Origin of the sequence: Methanobrevibacter olleyae, assembly GCF_900114585.1 — an archaeon.
GTDB lineage: Archaea > Methanobacteriota > Methanobacteria > Methanobacteriales > Methanobacteriaceae > Methanobrevibacter > Methanobrevibacter olleyae.
This window is the reverse complement of the sequence record NZ_FOTL01000001.1, coordinates 1-19,603: the sequence shown is the minus strand read 5'-3', so window position 1 is coordinate 19,603 and position 19,603 is coordinate 1. Positions and strand designations below refer to the sequence as shown.

Genomic DNA, 19,603 nt, shown 5'->3' with positions numbered 1-19,603 from the left:
ATAAAAGTTATATTATAGAAGTTATCTATATCAATATATTTAAATATATTTTTTACTTAAAATGTAATTTTTAATTTAAATATATTTTTTTTTTTTTTTTACTTAAAATGTAATTTTTTTACTTTAAATATATTTTTTTTTTATTTAAAATATAATTTTTAAAAATTTATATAAACATTGTTGTATAAATATATTTTATAATTATTTTAATATATTATTTATTGTTTATATAAATCTTTTTAAAACATATCAAATAAGATTTATAAATTTAGCTAAGTTTTTCTTAGTTGGTGGTTAAATGAAAAAAGTTATCTTAATAGCATTTTATTTCAATCAGGTAAATGAGATTGCCTCTAAACGTTTAAGAGCATTAGCAAAATATTTACCTCAATTTGGATGGGAACCTATTATAATAGTTCCAGATTTAGGTTTTATTCCTAAAGAAAATAATGATTTAAATTGCAGAATCATTTACACCGATTATGAAGATATGTTTGCTCATTTTTTAAATAAATTTAAACTGTCTATTGACTCAAATAGTAATAGTAATAGTAATAGTAATAGTAATAGTAATAGTAATAGTAATAGTAATAGTAATAGTAATAGTAATAGTAATAGTAATAGTAATGGTGATAGTGATAATAATAATTTTAAAAATGATTTTAAATATGAATCTAAAGAAGATTTAAAAAATAGTAATGTGGAAGATAAACTAAAAGATTCCACATCTTTTTCTAATCCAATAGTTTCTAAAGCTATTTCAATAGCTGGTGAAGTTTTTGCATATCCTGATGCTATGAAATATTGGTATAATTCTGCATTTAAAGAGGCTTCTAAAATCATTGAAGAAGAAGAAATCTATGGGATTATAAGTTCTTCATGGCCAATTACATGTCACACTGTTGCAAAAGGTTTAAAAGATAAATATGATATTTTTTGGATAGCTGATTTGAGGGATCTTTGGAATTTAAATCCTTATGTTTCACATACTTTTATAAGAAAGTATTTTGAGATGAGATTAGAGTTAAAAACCTTTGAAAATACAGATATTTTAACAACTACTACAGATTTAGCTTCAAAAACATTAAAAACTTTACATCCAAATAATAAAATAGTTCCAATTTTATCTGGTTATGATGAAGATGATTTTAAATATTTAGATGATTTATTAGTTAATAAAGATAATTTGCTTAATTCAAATTTTTCAAATTCTTCTTCAGATAAACTAAAATTTATTTATGCGGGATCATTATATGGTGGAAAAAGAGATCCTAGTAATTTATTTAAAGCTATTCGTCAATTAGAAGATGAATATAAATTAGATTCCTCTAAATTCTCTATTGAATTTTATGGGGATAGTACTAACTTAGAAGAAATAGCTAGCCAATACAATCTTTTAAATATTCTTAAAATCGGTGGTAAAATATCTCATGAAGAAGTTTTAAAAAGACAATTGGATAGTGATGTTCTCTTATTAATATCTTGGGATAATGAAAAGGAAAAAATGTTTATTCCAGGTAAGATTTATGAATACTTCGCATTAAAAAAACCTGTTTTATCTATTGGTTATAAAGAAGGTTCTTTAAAAGATTTAATCAATCAAACAAAGGTAGGGTATCATGTTTCTGATTTAGAATCAACTAAAGAAGTTTTACTAAACATGTATAATGAATTTATTGAAAACGGAACAGTTAAGTTTAATTCAGATATTAATATTGAAGATTATTCTATGGAAAATATGGCAAAAAAATTCGCAGATTTGTTAAATGACTTTAATAATAGATAGATTAATTTAATGACTTTAGTAATAAAATGATTAATTCATTGACTTTAATAATGGATAGATTAATTTAATGACTTTAGTAATAAAATGATTAATTCAATGACTTAGATAATAGATAGAATAAATAAATTTATACTTATAAAGTTATATAGTTTATATTGGAAAATAGTGAGGTATTATATGAATGCTTATTTAGAAATAATTCGTCCAGGAAATGCAATTATGGCAGCTATTGCTGTAATTTTGATGATGTTTGTTGGTCATTATTATGATTTAGCTATAATACTTTGTGCTTTAATTGTATTTGTATCTACTGGAGCAGGAAATACTATTAATGATGTTTTTGATTATAAAATAGATAAAATTAACAAGCCTAATCGTCCAATTCCATCAGGAAGAATTAGTCTTAAAAATGCAAGAAATTACTCTTATTTATTATTTGGAATTGGAATCATATTAAGTATCATTGATAGTTATTTGGTAAATTCTATTTGGCCTTCTGTAATTGTTATTCCTGCAGTAATTATAATGTATTTATATGCAAAAAACCTTAAAGTGATGCCTTTACTAGGAAATATTACTGTTGCTATTTTAACAGGCTTCTGCTTTGTTATTGCAGGTACTGTCATAGCCTGTGCTACAGAGTCATTAAATATTTTATTTATTTCAATTTACTTAGGATTATTTGCTGTTTTTATGACTTTAGCTCGTGAAATTGTTAAAGATATGGAGGATATTGAAGGTGATAAATTAGAGGGTGCAAGAACTTTTCCAATTTTATATGGCAAGAGAATTCCCTCATTTATATCAATTATTTTGATCGTTGCTACAACTTTAATCTGTCCCATTCTTTATATTTTTAAAATTTTTAATATTTCTTATATGATTATTATGATTATTCCAATAGTCATTTTTTTATATAGTGCATATAGTTTAAAATTAAATCCTTCTGAAGAAACATGTACAAAAGTTTCTAAAAATCTAAAAATAGCTATGTTAATTAGTTTTCTAGCATTTGTAGTAGGATCTTTTAATTTTTTTAATTTTGTATAGTTTTTAGAATAGTTTTTAAATAATGTTATCATATTTAAATTGGAACAATAGTGATGGGAATAGTGTTAAAATGGCTTTTAAAAGTGTTTTTGAGGATTTGAATATCTCTAGAAATGATTTTTTATATTTATTTATTTTAACAGTTTTCAGTATTCTCATTACATATGTCCTTATAAATCTTAACGAATATATTGGAATATATTGTTCAGATGTTTTTATTTATTTATCTAATTCATTGGTTTTTGCAGGCTATTCTTCCAGTATTTTATATTTGTATTTGGCTCCTTTCATCTGCTTTTTAACATCTATTTTATTTAGACTGGGCTTTTTATCTGAAATATCTCTTTACTTAGTAACTGGCGTTTTCTGTATTTTTGGAAATATTGGCATCTATGTACTTCTAAAGAATAAGTTTAGTTCTTTATTATCTCTTTGTGGTGCATTTCTTTTTGGCAGTTTCTCTCTTAATTTACTTTGGTGGGCAAATGGGACATTAGATGTACCTGCAGCTGCTTTATCTATATGGGTAATTATTTTCACACTTCTTGCTATTGATGAAGATTCAAAATATTATAAAGTTGCAATTCCTTTATTAGTTTTAGCTATTTTCACACGTTATACAGCATTATTTTTATTACCTTTGATAGTATTATATTATATTTCTTATCATGATTTCTTTAGTAATTTAGATTTATTATTTTTAAATAGAGAAGAATTTTTTCTAAAAATTAGATTATACCTAAAAAGTGAAGAATTTAGAAATATATTAAAATCTTGCATTTTAGCCTTAATTTTAATAATTCTATTCTCAGCTTCAATTTTAAATTATGGCTCTAATTTGTCATTTTTAACTCAAACTTCTACATTTGCTTCAGGTTCTAAAGGAGAAATTATTGATAATGCCTATACAAATGATACGTTTTTCTATCTTCATGATTTTCCAAATTTCTTATTTTCAGATAATGTAAAATTTGATGGAGTAATACCTATATTATTTGGCTCAAACTATGTATCATATTTGCTAATTGGACTATTTGCTATTGGAATTTTCTTATTTATATATAATTTATTTAATAGCAAAAGAAAAAAGGATTTTAGGTTTGATAATCTTAGGGAAAACAAGTTAAATTGTGAATTAAAAAGTGATAATGAATTGAAAGAGTTTAATGGACTAAGTGATAAAGATTTAAAAAGTGATAATGAATTGAAAGAGTTTAATGGACTAAGTGATAAAGATTTAAAAAGTGATAATGAATTAAGAGAGTTTAATGGATTGAACAATAAATATATAAAAAAATATTTTAAGTATTTTGTAGGTATTTTATTTGTTTTATTATTATTTATCTCAATTTTAAGTTTTAAGATAAATTCAATTATAACAATAACTATTTTATTAGTTGATTTAGTTATTCTGTTTGCATTCTTAAAGAAAAATGATATTAATAGAGAATTATATTCCTCAAATATTTTATTCTTAGCATGGTTTTTAGTTTACTTTATCTTTTTTACATTTTTGAATATTAAGGTAAATAGATATATTATAACTGTATTTCCAGCTTTTATTTACTTTGTAATTTTTGCTATTAATGGGATATTAGATTTCGCTTCTAGATTTAAGTTTTTTGAGTTTAAGAAAAAGAATCTTTTAAATATTATTCCAATAATTTTAATAATATTTTGCATATTCTCTGCATTTACATTTCCTTCAACTGTTCACTTAAAGGAAGATTTTAATAAAAATAAAGTGATTGCAGATTATTTAATCCAGTATGATTCAAATTATGCTTCAAAAGATGTTGCAGTATTTAATCAGAGGTCTTATAATTGGTTTTTAAAAATGTACACTATTCCATTAACAGATAATCAATTAAGTTTCTTAGAATCAAGCGATATTGATTATTATATTTCGGATGATAATTTTAAGCTAGAAAATTATACTATGATTTATAATAAAAATGGTTTGTATTTATATGAGAGGATTAATTAATTTTGATTTAGTTTTTTATTTTAGTATTATATGAGAGGATTAATTAATTTTGATTTAGTTTTTTATTTTAATTTATGGAATATTGTCTATTCTATGAATTTAATTAATTGGATTTAGTTTTAACGAAGGTGAATTTTATGAAAATTTTACATGTTGCCCATTTCTTTTATCCTTGTTTATCTGCAGGGGGAGTAGTTAATGCAAGTTATCAGATTGCATCTAAACAGAGCATTGATAATGATATTAAAGTTATTAGCTCAGATTCATGTAAAGAAAGATTAAAATTCTTAAATGGCCGATATGATGTAGATGTTAATGGAATTAAAGTCGATTACTTTAAAAATTTATCTAATAAATTTAAACTTTCTACTATGTTAGATACTCCTTTATCTGCTCCTTTTAAGATTAGAATGGATATAAAAAGCTATGATATAATACATATTCATGAACATAGACAGACCTTAGCTATTATTGTAAGTTATTTTGCTCGTCGTAATAATATTCCATACATTGTACAAGCTCACGGCTCTGTACTTCCTTTTTTCCAAAAAGAAGGTTTAAAAAATCTTTTTGATAAAATATTCGGATTTAAAATCCTTCATAATGCATCTTGCGTATTTGCACTTAGTGAAGTAGAAAAGCAGCAATATTTAAAAATGGGTATTGATGAGGATAAAATTGAGATTGTTCCACTAGGAATAAATTTAGAAGAGTATGAAACTCTTCCGGATTACGGTAAATTTAGATCTAGATTCGATATTGATGAGGGGGATAAATTAATTCTTTTTGTAGGTAGAATTCATGAAATTAAAGGGCTTGATTTATTAATTGATGCATTTAATGATTTAATTCATTTAAATGGTGATAATAAAGATAATAAAAATAATGGTAAAAGAATTAAATTAGCTATTGTCGGTCCTGATGATGGTTATTTATCTAAATTAGAAGAAAAGATTAAAGGATATTCTCTTGAAGAAAATCTAATTATTACAGGTCCATTATATAAAGAAGAAAAACAAGAAGCTTTAGTTGATTGTGATTTATTTGTCATGCCTTCTAAATATGAATCTTTTACAACAAGTGGCCTTGAAGCAATGGCATGTTCTAAACCATTAGTTTTAACAAAAAACAATCATATTCATAACTGGGTTGATGAAAATGTTGGTCTAGCTTGTGATTATGATAAAGATTCTTTAAGAATTGCTATTCAAGAAATATTATTTGATGAGGGTTTGTCTAAATTATATGGTGAAAATGGCAAAAAACTTATCAAAGAGAAATATAATTGGGATATAATTAATAATCAAATTTTAGAAATTTATAAGAAATTTATTTAAGAAACTTTTTTAAATGCTTTTTTTTATTTTTGGCATGCTTTTTTGTGCTGTTTATTATTTTTTAATATTTTTTGCTGTTCTATTGTTTTTTATTCATTTTAAAATAATTATTTCTTTAAAATCTATTTTTACCTTATTCTTTTTATAATTTAATCAATATTTTTTTAAATTTTTAAATTTTAATCTAAAGAATATTATTTTTCTGATTAAATAAATACATAATGTTTAAATCTAATAAATTATAAAGATTATATTAATATTTATTTAATAAAGTAATCTTTTTAATTATTTTTTCGATTAAACTTTTTAATTAAATCTAAGATTATTAATCAAATTGAGTAGGGATAAGATGAAAGTGGTAGTTTGTAAGAACTGTGGTGCAAAATATCAACTAGATGATGAAGATGATATTAATGCATTTGAATGTTCTGTTTGTTCTGGAAATCTAGAGGAATTTGAAAATTTCTCAAATAATGAAAAAGGAGTTTCCTCAGATTATAATTCGCAGAATGTTTCTAATTCAATAGTTGTTTATTGTACAAATTGCGGATTAAAATATCAATTAACTGAAGATGATGATATAAATGAATTTGAATGTAATAGTTGTGGAGGATCTTTAGATTATGTTTCAAATATGGATTCTACATCAACCTATTCTACTACTTCTACTAATTTTATAGATAACCCACTCACTGAAAACATAGTTATTGATGATGAAACTGAAATCGATGAGATTGTTCCTATTCATGCAGAGTCTCAAGTTGATGAGATTGTTCCTATTCATGCAGAGTCTCAAGTTGATGAGATTGTTCCTATTTATGCAGAGTCTGAAGTTGATGAAATCATACCAATTCATGCTGAAGCTAATTTTGATGATGGTTTAGATGAGATTGTTCCTATTCATGCTGAAGCTAATTTTGATGATGGTTTAGATGAGATTGTTCCTATTCATAGAGAGCTTAATGCTCAAAGTGATGAATATTTAGATAGTGATTATTATTATGAAACTGAATCAGCTTTACCTGATGTAGATACATTAGAATCTAATTATGATGAGGGGGAAATGATTTCCTATGGTTCTATATATGATTCTTCATTAGGAGATAGTGATGATATAGTTCCTATTCATGCAGAAAAAAGACATATGGAAACTTCAAGAGACATTTCTTCTGGTTTTGCATATAAATCAAATTATGATGGTAGTGATATTTACCAATATGCAGAGGAACTTGAAAGCCAAGAAGCTAGGCTAGTTGAAGTGACAGATATCCCAGAAGATGAATTGCCAGAATCACCAGTTTCTTTAGGAAGACAAGAATTATCTGAAGAAGACCAAAAATTATTCTCAAGAGTTCAAAATGAAATGGTTTTCGATAGTCCTGAGGAATATGAGGCATTTAAACTTGCCAGATATAAATATTATGTATTTATAATAGATATTCTTAAAGATGATTATATTAAATCAATGGACAAAGAATTTTATAAAGAGAGCTCTGTTAAACGTTTAATTAAAAAAGGTGAAGAAAGTGTTAAACGTGGCAACTTAACTGCAGGTGAAGATGATGCTTTAGTTAATCAAGCAACAATTGATCTAATGAAATCTCAAAATAGAGCATATGAACCTAAAAAAACCTATGCAGATGTTTATATATTGATGGGAGCATTTGTTTTAATTGTTTTTGCTGCTTATTATTTCTTTGTAAGTGGAATATGGTATGTATTAATTACTGTAGCGCTAGGTATTCTTATTTTAAGTTTTGGTATTTATAAAAAATACACTTTTAATAATTATATTGCTCGTGGAAGAATCATTCGTGAAAGATTACTTGCTCTTCCAAGTGATTTTTATGTATTCTATGCAGTTCAACCACCACAATCTAAAGATATTATTAACCATGTAGTTGTTGGACCAACTGGATTATTTACTATTCTATCTAAAAGATACGATTCAAAGGAGTATAAAAATAAAGTAAAATCAGATAATGAAACTGATGCAATGGTAAATGATTCTGCTTCCATTCAAAATTATATGGATAGGAAAAATACTTTAGAACTTCAAACTGATTATGATGATAATCAATCAAGGTTCCAATTTGGTAATGAGGAAATTCATTTTGTAAATAATAGTCAAATAAAACGTAAAGCTTTAGAATTAAATGAAGACTTAGCTATTTTCTTAGATAATAAAGGATTTAGCGGTATTTATATTGAACCTCTTATAGGTTTTGTAAATGATGATTTAGCTATTTTAAATGTTATTCTTACAAATGAAGACTTGTTTATTGATGAATTATTTAATAAAATGATTCGTGGCCAAAGAAGAATTGATGAATTAACTGTTGCTAAAATAGCAAGACTTCTATCTTATTATTCTACAGATTGTTCTGTAGTATAATAATTTAATTTTTCACTTTTTTTATTTATTTTTTAAAACAGCTATTTTTTATTTTTTTAAGAACTTTATTTATATATTAATTTATCTCGTGATTATATGATTTCAAATATCTTCAATTTTATTAAAAATATTAAAAGAGAATATTATACTTTTAGAGTAAAAAGAGTATCTAAATCATGTGGATATGATTTAAGAGTTAACAATTATTCTTATATTACCCCTAAAACTTCTTTAGGAAATAATGTTAACTTTAATGGTATGAAAATTCAAGGAACAGCTGATGTGATTATTGGAGATAATTTTCATTCTGGAATTGAGTGTATGATAATTACTGATAGTCATAATTACGAAGGTAAAGCTATCCCTTATGATTCTACTGTTATTTCTAAAGATGTGATTATTGAAGATAATGTATGGTTAGGAAATCGTGTAATTATACTTCCCGGTGTTACTATTGGTGAAGGAGCCATTATTCAAGCAGGTAGTGTTGTAGTAAGTAACATTCCAAAATATGCAATTGCTGGAGGTCACCCTGCAAAAGTCTTTTCTTCAAGAGATAAAGATCATTATGATAAGTTAAAAAAAGAAGGTAAATTCCATTAATTCTATTTAAATCTATTATTTAATTATTTTTAATTAAATAATTTGATTGTTAATGTTTTTTAAAACTTTTTTTCATTAATTTCATTTATTATATTTTTACTAATTTCATTTATTATATTTTTATTAATTTCATTTATTATATTTTTACTAATTTCATTTATTATATTTTTACTAATTTCATTTATTATATTTTTCATTAATTTCATTTATTCTATTTTTACTAATTTCATTTAATCTATTTTTTAATTAGAATTTTCATTTGATTAAATTAATTTTAGCTTCAATTTAATGAAGTAAATCTTTAAAGATTGCAATTTCTTTCCTTGTCACTGCTTTTAAAATGAAGATGATGGCGAAGTATACAATTACACCTACGAGGATGGATATCAGAACATTAATAATTCCATCTGGTTTCATATTATAAACTACAACTCCCATAATCGCTGAAGCAATAACTATTTTTAGTATATCTTTAATATTAAATGATAATTTCATAGTTTTACTACTTGCAATAGTTGTTACACTAAAAGCAATAATATAGGATAAAAGTGTAGCAATAGCTGCTCCAAGAATGTTTAAATAGGGTACAAGTAATAAATTAAGAACTATATTTGAAATAGCTACAAAAATCCACAATTTACCAAGGATCATTGTATTTTTTTCTAAAATAAGAATATTATTAATAATTCCATAGATTCCCATAAATATTGCCCCTAGACAGACAAATGGAGTTACCATATAACCTCCAAGAGCGATTTCTGGAGTTGTTATAATATATAATAATGGCTTAGAAAGTACACTCATACCTACTCCTGCTGGAACAGTTAAGAGTAGGTAGTATTTCATAGAGTAACTAAGATATTTATCTACCTCAGCAAGATCTCCTTTTTCATAATGTTCTGGTAAAATTGCAGGAAGTAGTACAGCAAAGGGAGAGAGAAACATTAGTAATATACTTCCTAATGCATATCCTGGTGAATAACATCCTACAGCAACAGATCCTATAAGGATACCAATAACATATTTATCACTTGAATCAACCACCCAACTAGATACATTACTTGGGATAGTGGGTATAGCAAATGCAAGTTGCTCTTTTAAATTAGACCATTTTCCAAATCCAATTCCAAGATATCTAAGAATTAAGAATGCCATCATAATAAACACTGTAGCATAACCTGTTAAAAGACCAAGTACAACAGTTTCAATATTATAACCTGCATATGTAAGGTAAATACTTACAAAGACTCCTATATAACTTTGGAAAACTAAGAATAATGAGTATCTTTTCATTTGCTGGAAAGTTCTAAAGAAAGTAATTAACATTAAATTCATAGATGCAAAGAAGGAAATTGCAGTTGTAATGTATAATACTTGCATACTTCCATTAAATAGTGTATCTGCAATAATATTTCCAAATATTAAGAAAAGTGTACATAGGATTATTGTTGAAATAAATGTTAGGCTAATCATTGGATAAAAAGAATCTTTTATCTTTTCTTTATCCTTTTCTGCAGATAAGAATCTTACCATTGTGTATGGAAGGCCTAAATTGGCAATATTTGGAACCAGTGCGATTGTTGTATTTACTTGTGCCCACATGCCATATTCTGCTGTGGTAAAGGATTTTGTAATAATAGGTATGAAAATAAGACTACTTAGGGAGATTAAAATATTGGTTAATCCCACTAAACCTATCCTCTGTATAAATCGCACATACTCACTCATTTAATCACACTTATATTTTTTAGAATCTAAGTTATTTAAAATTTCACCAAAAACAGTTTTGTCATAATTTTTAAAGAAGAAATCTTTATCATATTCTTTCAAATCTATTTTTTCTTCTTTTAAATAATTTATTAGTTCTTCACTATTTTTAACTTTTTTTACAATATTTTTATCAATTAAATCATCTAAATATTCTACTCCTGGAACATCTATGATAAATGTTTTACAATTAAACGCAAGTCCTTCATAGATTGCTGTAGAAAATGCACCTATCTGATAATCACTTTTTGCAAATAATTCATATAATGGAGGTTGACTTTCATAAACAACTTTAAAATTATCAAACTTACTCACTGCTTTGTTTAGATATTCGTAATTTTCTCTCCAAGTTCCATATTCTCCAGGATGTAGTTTATAGATAAATTTGTAATTTTGATTATTATTGGTTTTATTTTCTTTATTGTTGTTTTTATTTAAAGTATTATTGGTTTTATTTTCTTTATTGTTGTTTTTATTTAAAGAATTTGCTGTTTCGTAAGCTAATTTAGATAAATATTTCCCAATAACTCCTTGTGAAATAAATAAAATTTGTTTTTCATTTTCATTATTTTCATTATTATTATTTTCATTTTCATTATTTTTATTATTACTTTTATTTCCTTTATTTTTAGCTATTTTTATATAGTTTTTTGAGTTTTCTTCAAAGTAGGGAAAACCAATTGAGATAATATTATCAGATTCTAAAGGATAATAGCTAGCATTCTTCCAGTAGTTACCAAAACTTAGTATTTTATCTGGAAAGTATTCAATTTTCTTAATTTCATCATTGAATTTCATAGTATTTTTTGGATAACTATATCCTAAATGATATGGGCTTATAGTTCCATGCTGTAATTCAATAATTTGAATATTCATTTTCTTACAAGCTGCAACTAATGCTTTATTTTCATAAGCTACTACTAGAAATACAAATTTTGCTTTTCTTTTTTCTAGAAGTTCTATATACTTTTTATAGTCATATTGGAAATTAAGGATATGATCTTCTAAAATTCTAAATAAATCTAATTTTATTTTAAAAATAGATTCAAGCTCTTCTTTTACAGTATTTATTAATTCTTTTTCTTTATCTGTAAATGGAACTTTCCCCCTATTTCTTGTTTTGTGAATAAATGAACCTAATAGAATTCTATCATTAAATTTAACATTATTTTCTTTTTTATTTATATCATTTCTAAAATGTTGATTGAGATAGGGGGATTCTATAGTTTCAAAACTTTTATTATATTCATTTAAAGCATCTTTTAAAAAATAGCTATAAATATCCTGATATTCATCATTAAATATGACTTTTCTTGGATGGTCAAATATTAAAACATCTGGATTTTCTTTTCCACTTAAAGGATTTGACAATATGCTGTTTTTAATAAAAGGTAATAATGAGGTTATTTTATTATATAAAGAAAGACTTGATTGTTGGGCAGATTCAAAAAGATTTGTCTTTCTTGTTATTTCATAATATAAATACATTCTAATTAATTGCCAAGGGTAGCAATCTTGAATCTCTTTATGGTTTAATTCATATTTTTCTTCAAGATTCCAAATATTTTGACAAATTTCTTTTACTGTAAAAGCCATATTTATTCCTTTTAAAAGTTTTTTAAGTGTTTTATTCTAAAGATTTATTTTAAATAATCTAAGTTTTTCAGTGTTTTATTATGAAGATTTATTTTAAATAATCTAAAGTTTTTCATTGTTTTATTCTAAAGATTCATATTTAAGCAATTCATCTTCAGCAATGTCTATTTTAGCTTTTTTTCCAATAACATTAGCTATTTCACTTGGTGAAATACCAGTTCCCGGTCTTTTATATGTAAGCATCTCTTCTGTAATTACAGTTCCTTTTTTTATTTCTTCTTTTGTAATAATAGAACGTCTTGCTTGTTTTCTAGATTCTCCTTCACATGGAAGGGGAATTTTATCATATTGTCCATTGATTGCTTTAATAAGTTCTATATTTTTATAGAATTTTCTTATATCTTCCGGGTCCATTCCATGATAATGGTCATTTCCTTGTAAAGTTTTATCTAAGGTATAATGTTTTTCAAGGATTGTAGCTCCATAAAGATAAGCGGTTGTTAAAATAAGCATGTTTTCATCGGGTTTAGTATGATCTGAATATCCTATTTCATAGTTTGGATATAAATCTTTAAGATTCTTAATCATGAGCAGATTAGCATCACTATTATCTGTTGGATAGGAAAGAACACAGTGCATAATCCCTATTCCTGCTTCTTTATTGGTGTATTTTTCATTAGTTTCTTCTATTGTATCAATGGCTAATTTTATCTCATCAAGATTAGAAGCTCCTGTTGAAATAATAATATCCTTTCCTTTTTTAGCTATTTTTCTAATAAATGGAATGTTTGTTAAATCTGAGGAGGATATTTTATAAACATCCATAAATTCATCTAAATAGTCTATTGAGTCAAAATCAAAAGGTGTTGATAAAAACATAATTCCAATTTCATTACAGTAATCAGCTATTTCCCTATACTCCTCTTTTCCAAATGAGTCAAATTTTTTAAATAATTCATATTGTGATTTTGTAGGTTCTTCTTTTGTATCCCAATAAGCAGGAGAGTTCTTAGAAGCTATTGTATTTGCTTTATATGATTGGAATTTAACTGCATTGCAACCTGCATCTTTTGCTTCTTTTACCATCAATTTAGCTGCATCAATATTGCTCATCTTTTCTTTTTTTGCAATATCATAGTAGTTTACACCAATTTCAGCTATTAAAAATGGCTCTTCATTAAATATGCTCATATTTTCACCTTATTGACCTATAACTTTTGATTAATTTTAATAATTTAATTTGACATGACTTTATTTAATTTAATTTAATTTAATTTAATTTAATTTAATTTAATTTCGTATGACTTTATTTAATAAAAATTATTTATTTTCCTCTTTCCATTCTTTATAGGATTTTTTAATCAGTTTTTTTACATTATCAAATCCGTGTTTTAAATCTACTTCACCCATTCTTTTATTCATTTCTTCTCTTAATTGGAAATCATCAACGGTGTTTTCAAATGTTTTTAGGATTTCTTCTTTAGAAACTTCAGAACCTAAACCTAAGTTAATAAATCCATGTTCCACATTTCCAAAGATGTGAGTTAATTCTCTTTCATTTTGACAAAGGCAGATACAAGGAACTCCAAGTGAAGCTATTTCATACATAGTTCTTCCAGCTGAAGTGAATATCAAGTCAGCACTGTGCATATGCTCACTCATATTTCTGACATTCTCATAGATTTCTATTCTGTCATTATCTTTGTATTTTTCTTGGATTTCATTTTTATTAGCATATCCAAGACCCAATATTATTTCTATTCTGTTTTTATAATTACTTACTAAGATTGCTTCAAGAACCTTTTCAGTAAGATTGTTTGGATCTGTTCCTCCAAAGGTAAGAAGTACTTTATCTACAGATTCTTTAATTTCCTTAAATGGCTGGTAATAAAATTCATCTTTTAAAATATAATATTTATGTCCGGAGTAAAGATTTTTAAGAGGTATCTTATGTTCATATAATGCATCAAAGACCATATTGGCATATTTCACTCCACCTCCAAGATCTTCAAAGTCAACAATAAAGAAACCTTTGCTCTTAAGGGTTTTTATGTATTTGGAATTTGTATTAAGTATGTCATTTATTATAATATCTGGGTCATATTCTACTATTTTTTCAATTATTTCATCTTTAGCTTTATCATCAGCTTCTTTTCCTCCACCTTTATCACTATTATGAGTTATGTAAGGATAATTGTTATTACTAACTATTTCAATCCCTAATGGCTGTGCTTCATCAAGTAAAAATACAACTTCATGATTGACTAATTTAGAGGCTATTGATAATCCTCTGTAGATATGTCCAGTTCCTATTTCATGAGAAGCATCTGCTTTGATTAGGATTTTCTTTTTCTTTAAGATTCTTTCAGCTACCCACCAATCTTCATAGTTATCAATATCTATGCTTTCTTCTTTAGATATTTCAATAAGTCCAATATTATCTCCAAGACGACTATTTTCTTTAAGAAATTCTCTTTTTGTTGCAAAAATACTTCCAGTTTCTTTATATGCTTTTGGTAAGTATTGTCTATTTAATCTTTCTTTATAAAGTGGGAAATACTTTTTATTTTCCTCACTATAACCCCAACTTAAGTGTCTATCATCAACTACACTTATAATCGTGCTATAATATTCATTATCATTATTTGGATTTAATAAAGTTTCAATAGCTAAATCTAAAGTTTTTGTTTTAAGAAGGGGGGAAGTAGCTTGTACAGTAATTACAACATCATATTTAACATTCACTTTTTTCTCTTTTTGAATTGTAGCGTCATAAATTACAGGATCAAGTGGAATTGAATCCTCAGCAAGTTTTCCATCTCTTTTAATTGTTTCTGCTCCGAATTTCTCAGCAATGAATTTTATTTCATTATCATCTGTTGATACAAGAACGTCATCAACATATTTTGATGATTTTCCCATTTGGATTGTATGTGCTATAAGTGGTTTTTTTCCTAGAAGCCGCATATTTTTTCGAGGTATACCTTTAGAACCACCTCTAGCAGGTATCACAACTAAAATTTTATTATTTTTATACATTTTAAAACCTTTAGCTATTGATTATTTTATATGAATATTTTTCTAAATTTTAAAAAATATTATTAATTAAGAGAAACTAATAATAGTATATTAAAATATTATTAATTAAGACAAATTAATAATAGTATATTATTAATTAATATTAAATTTAATTAATATTAAGTTTTATTAATATTAAATTTAATTAATATTAAATTTTATATAATATTAAATTTAATTGATATTAAATTTTATTAATTATATTAAGAATTGATTTTTTAGATTCTCTTTTAAAAAGAATTATTGAAAAATTTTATATTTCTATAAAGAGATTTATTTTGATAATGTATTTTTAAAAAATTTTAGGTGTTATAATGGTTAGTATGAAAGAGATGGCTAATACTTTAATAAAAAGAATTAATGATTTAGCTACTCCCATTAAAATTATGCATGTTTGCGGTTCTCATGAACACACTATTATGGAACATGGTATTAGATCTTTACTTCCTGAGGAAGTAGAAATTGTTGCAGGTCCTGGATGTCCTGTATGTGTTGTTCCTTCAAGAGAAATCGATGAATGTTTAGAATTAATCGAAAAAGGAATTACTGTTACTACTTTTGGGGACATGTTAAGAGTTCCTGGTTCTAATGGCTCTCTTGCTGAAGCTAAAGCTGAAGGAGCTGATGTAAGAGTTGTTTATGGTATTCCAAATGCTGTAGAAATTGCAGAAAAACTTGATAATGATGTTGTATTTATGTCTGCAGGTTTTGAAACAACTGCTCCAGCAACTGCCTCTGAATTATTAAATAAACCACCTGAAAACTTTTCAATCATATCATGTCATAGATTAATTCCACCAGCACTTGATTTTTTGATTAATTCTGGTGAAACTAGTTTAAATGCTTTAATTCAACCAGGACATGTATGTACAATTCTTGGAATGGAACCCTTTGAAAAATTCTCTACAGAGTATGGTATTCCTCAAGCAGTTGCAGGTTTCAATCCTTTAGATATTTTAATGTCTGTTTATATGATTTTAAGGCAAATTGAAAATGGAACTCCAAGGATAGACAATGAATATAAACGTGCTGTAAGAGCTGAAGGTAATATCATTGCTAAAGAAATGATGGAAGAAGTATTCCATGTAGAAAGTAGGGAATGGAGAGGTTTCCCTAAAATACCTAATTCTGTTTTAGAGCTCAATGATGAATTTGCTAGTTGGGATGCAAGAGAAAAATATGATATTGAAGTAAAAGAGGTTACTGAAGCTCCTAAAGGCTGCATTTGTGGTCCTATTTTAAGAGGTATGGCTAAACCAACTGATTGTAAATTATTTAGAAAAGCATGCAATCCAATGCATCCAATTGGTGCATGTATGGTTAGTAAAGAGGGAACTTGTAATATTGCCCATAGATACAGTAGATAAATTTCTCTAGTTTCAATAGAAAATTTTCTCATTATTTAAGATAAATTTAATTTTTAGTTTATTTTTAAGAGTCTTTAATTTAAGTGGTTTTAATGGTTAAAATAGAAGCAATAGCTGTAGATGTAGATGGAACAATTACAGACGGTAAAAGAAGAATTTGTCATAGTGCATTAGATGCTCTTCGTAAAGCTGAAGATGCAGGAATTCCAGTTATAATCTCTACTGGAAATATTTCTCACTTTTCTTATGCAGTAGCTACACTTGTTGGAACTACTGGAGGTTTAGTTTGTGAGAATGGTGGAGTTATTTATCAAGATGGGTATAATAACAATGAAGTGATCATTTTAGGAGATATCTCAAAAGCCCAAAAAGCTTATGATTTTTTACTTGAGAAATTTGGTGAAGATATTCCATTTAAGATTGTAGAAGATTCAGATGCAAGGGTTTCTGAAATTGCTTTCTATAAAAATATGGATTCAAAACCCCTTAAAGAATTATTAAAGGACTTTGATGTAGAAGTTTATGATAGTGGATTTGCACTTCACTTAACAGACCTGGATGTTGATAAAGGGACTGGCTTAGTTGAATTAGCTAAACTTTTAGATTATAATATTGAGAGTATTATGTGTATTGGTGATAGTGAAAACGATATAGATTTTTTACTTGCTGGAGGATTTAAAGTTGCAGTAGCTAATGCATGTGATGAGCTTAAAGAAATAGCTGATTATGTTTGTCAGAAGGAATATGGTGATGGAGTAGCAGAGGCTATTGATAAATTCCTCTTTAACCAATGTTAGAGAAAGTTTATCTAGTCACTTTTTTATTTTACTTTTATTATATTATATTTTATTTTTATTATATTTTATTTTATTTTTACTTTATTCTATAGAATTTTATTTTTACTGTGTGATAGTATGTTATATGAATTAGCTGAAGAGGCAAAAAGGGAAATTTTAAAATATTCTGATGATTATGAAATTTATTTGGATAATATGGAATTATTACAATTAGATTCTCAAAAAACTGATTTGAATTTTGCAAAAGAAGAAATTAACTTAGGAATTGGTATAAGAATTATTAGAGATGGTGCAGTAGGATTTGCTTTTACATCAGATATGGAAAAAATCGCAAAAACTTGTGAAAATGCTTACTTAAATTCTAAACTTAACTCTAAAGATGAAAATTTCTCATTTGCAGAAGTAGAAAAATTACCAAAAATAAAGGGAACTCTTGATAAAAAATTCAGAGAGCTTGATTTAGATGAACTTACAACTTACTTAAAATCAGTTTTAAATTGTGTTGAGGATAATGGTTGTCAAACTACTTCTGGAGGATTTTCAGCTGCAGAAGAAGAAAGATTAATTTTAAATTCTAATGGTGTAGAAACTTATGATAAATCTACTGGATTTTCATTAGGTATTTCAATTAATGCTGTAAAAGATGGTGATTTAACAACTGCTTATGATTCTGCCTCATCATGTGTTTATGATTTAGATGGAATTAAATTAGCTGAAGATATTTGTAATTTAGCAAAATCTTCTTTAGGTGGAGAAGATATTGAAACTTCAAATAAAGATCTTGTATTAGATTATCATGCAGTAACTGGATTACTTTCTACATTTATGAGTGGCTTCAGTGCAGATAATATCCAAAGAGGAAGATCAAGGCTTGCTGGTAAAATTGGTGAAAAGGTTGTAACTGATAATCTTTCTATTTTTGATGATGGAACTCATGACGGTGGATTAAACTCTGCAATTTCAGATGATGAAGGTACTGCTTCAAAAAGAACTACTTTAGTTGAAGATGGGATTCTTAAAGGATATTTATATGATATTTACACAGCAAATAAAGATGGGGTAAAAAGTACTTCAAATGGTTTTAGAGCTTCTTATGCAGGAACACCTTCAGTAAGTGGTTCAAACATTATTTTTGACTTTAAAAATTCTGTTTTAGAATCTGAAATAAAGGATGCATTTTTAGTAACTGATCTTTTAGGTGCCCATACAGCTAATCCTATTACTGGTGATTTTTCAGTTGAAGCAAGCAATTCATTTTTAATAAATAAAGGTGATAAGAAACCTATTAAAAAAGCTATGATTTCTGGTAATATTTATGATTTATTAGCTGATGCTATAGCTGTAGGTGATGAGTTAAAACAAAGAGGATCATTCATTATTCCTAAATTGCTTTTACATGATGTGAGGATTATTGGTACTTAACCACCAAGCTTTTTGAGCTTTGAGTTAAAAACATTTAAGCAAAATTTTTATCACTTTAATGATAAAAAGCTTTTTTTAAATTTTTAGAGGTTGTAAAATTTTATAGGCTTATTTTATTTTTATGTGATTTTTTGTCCAGTTTTTCATTTGGTAGTCTAAAAATGTTAGAATTCCATTTTTAGTTTTGTAAGTTTTCTTAATTTTTTCTGGATTTGTTTGTCTGTAGTAATTTTCTACTTTATTTGATGTTTTTTCAATATTTTCATCATCTAAGTATTCTATGTATCTTTTGAAGTGATTTAAGACATGTTTGTTTACAAATTGCATTAAAACTTCTGGAATCGAATCATAATTTTCTATAATAATTTTTAAATTTTTCAATCGCTTTTTTTGAAGAATTTTGTTTAAAACAATTTTT

General features: G+C 25.8%; 14 protein-coding genes and 1 pseudogene. 9 read left to right on the top strand and 6 right to left on the bottom strand.

The features are described from left to right. The first annotated feature begins 298 nt into the window (after positions 1-298). The 6 genes from BM020_RS00070 (at position 299) to BM020_RS00045 (ending at position 9,158) form a co-directional block, all read left to right on the top strand. A complete protein-coding gene (locus BM020_RS00070) occupies positions 299-1,786 on the top strand; it encodes a glycosyltransferase (protein ID WP_200781232.1) in 1,488 nt (495 codons plus the stop codon). A 177-nt stretch (positions 1,787-1,963) separates the two neighbouring features. Beyond that, positions 1,964-2,836 (top strand): UbiA family prenyltransferase, encoded by an 873-nt coding sequence (locus tag BM020_RS00065; RefSeq protein ID WP_067147586.1) that lies wholly within the window; start codon positions 1,964-1,966, stop codon positions 2,834-2,836. Positions 2,837-2,906: 70 nt separating this feature from the next. Beyond that, positions 2,907-4,823 (top strand): glycosyltransferase family 39 protein, encoded by a 1,917-nt coding sequence (locus tag BM020_RS00060; protein WP_074797808.1) that lies wholly within the window; start codon positions 2,907-2,909, stop codon positions 4,821-4,823. A gap of 137 nt (positions 4,824-4,960) precedes the next feature. After that, positions 4,961-6,160, top strand: coding sequence for a glycosyltransferase (locus tag BM020_RS00055; RefSeq protein ID WP_067147581.1), 1,200 nt, complete (start codon positions 4,961-4,963; stop codon positions 6,158-6,160). 349 nt (positions 6,161-6,509) lie between these two features. Next, positions 6,510-8,555 (top strand): hypothetical protein, encoded by a 2,046-nt coding sequence (locus BM020_RS00050; protein ID WP_074797806.1) that lies wholly within the window; start codon positions 6,510-6,512, stop codon positions 8,553-8,555. Positions 8,556-8,651: 96 nt separating this feature from the next. Next, positions 8,652-9,158 (top strand): acyltransferase, encoded by a 507-nt coding sequence (locus tag BM020_RS00045; RefSeq protein ID WP_067147575.1) that lies wholly within the window; start codon positions 8,652-8,654, stop codon positions 9,156-9,158. 59 nt (positions 9,159-9,217) lie between these two features. On the opposite strand, the gene BM020_RS09525 is transcribed toward BM020_RS00045, so the two are convergent. The 5 genes from BM020_RS09525 to BM020_RS00025 form a co-directional block, all read right to left on the bottom strand. Further along, complete coding sequence (locus BM020_RS09525) at positions 9,218-9,364, bottom strand: hypothetical protein (protein ID WP_159428546.1); 147 nt, start codon at positions 9,362-9,364, stop codon at positions 9,218-9,220. 79 nt (positions 9,365-9,443) lie between these two features. Then, positions 9,444-10,886, bottom strand: a complete 1,443-nt coding sequence (locus tag BM020_RS00040) for an oligosaccharide flippase family protein (protein WP_074797804.1) — start codon at positions 10,884-10,886, stop codon at positions 9,444-9,446. After that, positions 10,887-12,521 carry a sialyltransferase gene (locus BM020_RS00035; protein ID WP_074797801.1) on the bottom strand — a complete coding sequence of 545 codons (1,635 nt, stop codon included), beginning with the start codon at positions 12,519-12,521 and terminating at the stop codon, positions 10,887-10,889. Between the two features lie 120 nt (positions 12,522-12,641). Then, positions 12,642-13,712 carry an N-acetylneuraminate synthase family protein gene (locus BM020_RS00030; protein WP_074797798.1) on the bottom strand — a complete coding sequence of 357 codons (1,071 nt, stop codon included), beginning with the start codon at positions 13,710-13,712 and terminating at the stop codon, positions 12,642-12,644. A gap of 129 nt (positions 13,713-13,841) precedes the next feature. Then, positions 13,842-15,560: a cytidylyltransferase domain-containing protein gene (locus tag BM020_RS00025; RefSeq protein WP_074797796.1), complete on the bottom strand. Its 1,719-nt coding sequence runs from the start codon at positions 15,558-15,560 to the stop codon at positions 13,842-13,844. A gap of 362 nt (positions 15,561-15,922) precedes the next feature. Here BM020_RS00025 and hypD point away from each other — a divergent pair, with 362 nt between their 5' ends. From hypD to BM020_RS00010, 3 genes are all read left to right on the top strand, one after another. Further along, a complete protein-coding gene (hypD, locus tag BM020_RS00020) occupies positions 15,923-16,966 on the top strand; it encodes a hydrogenase formation protein HypD (protein WP_067149109.1) in 1,044 nt (347 codons plus the stop codon). A gap of 92 nt (positions 16,967-17,058) precedes the next feature. Further along, complete coding sequence (locus BM020_RS00015; RefSeq protein ID WP_074797794.1) at positions 17,059-17,763, top strand: phosphoglycolate phosphatase; 705 nt, start codon at positions 17,059-17,061, stop codon at positions 17,761-17,763. 117 nt (positions 17,764-17,880) lie between these two features. Further along, a complete protein-coding gene (locus BM020_RS00010; protein ID WP_067147557.1) occupies positions 17,881-19,185 on the top strand; it encodes a TldD/PmbA family protein in 1,305 nt (434 codons plus the stop codon). Positions 19,186-19,293: 108 nt separating this feature from the next. Here the strand turns inward: BM020_RS00010 and BM020_RS00005 are convergent. Beyond that, positions 19,294-19,603 (bottom strand): annotated as a pseudogene (locus tag BM020_RS00005) (ISNCY-like element ISM1 family transposase); the annotation flags it as partial.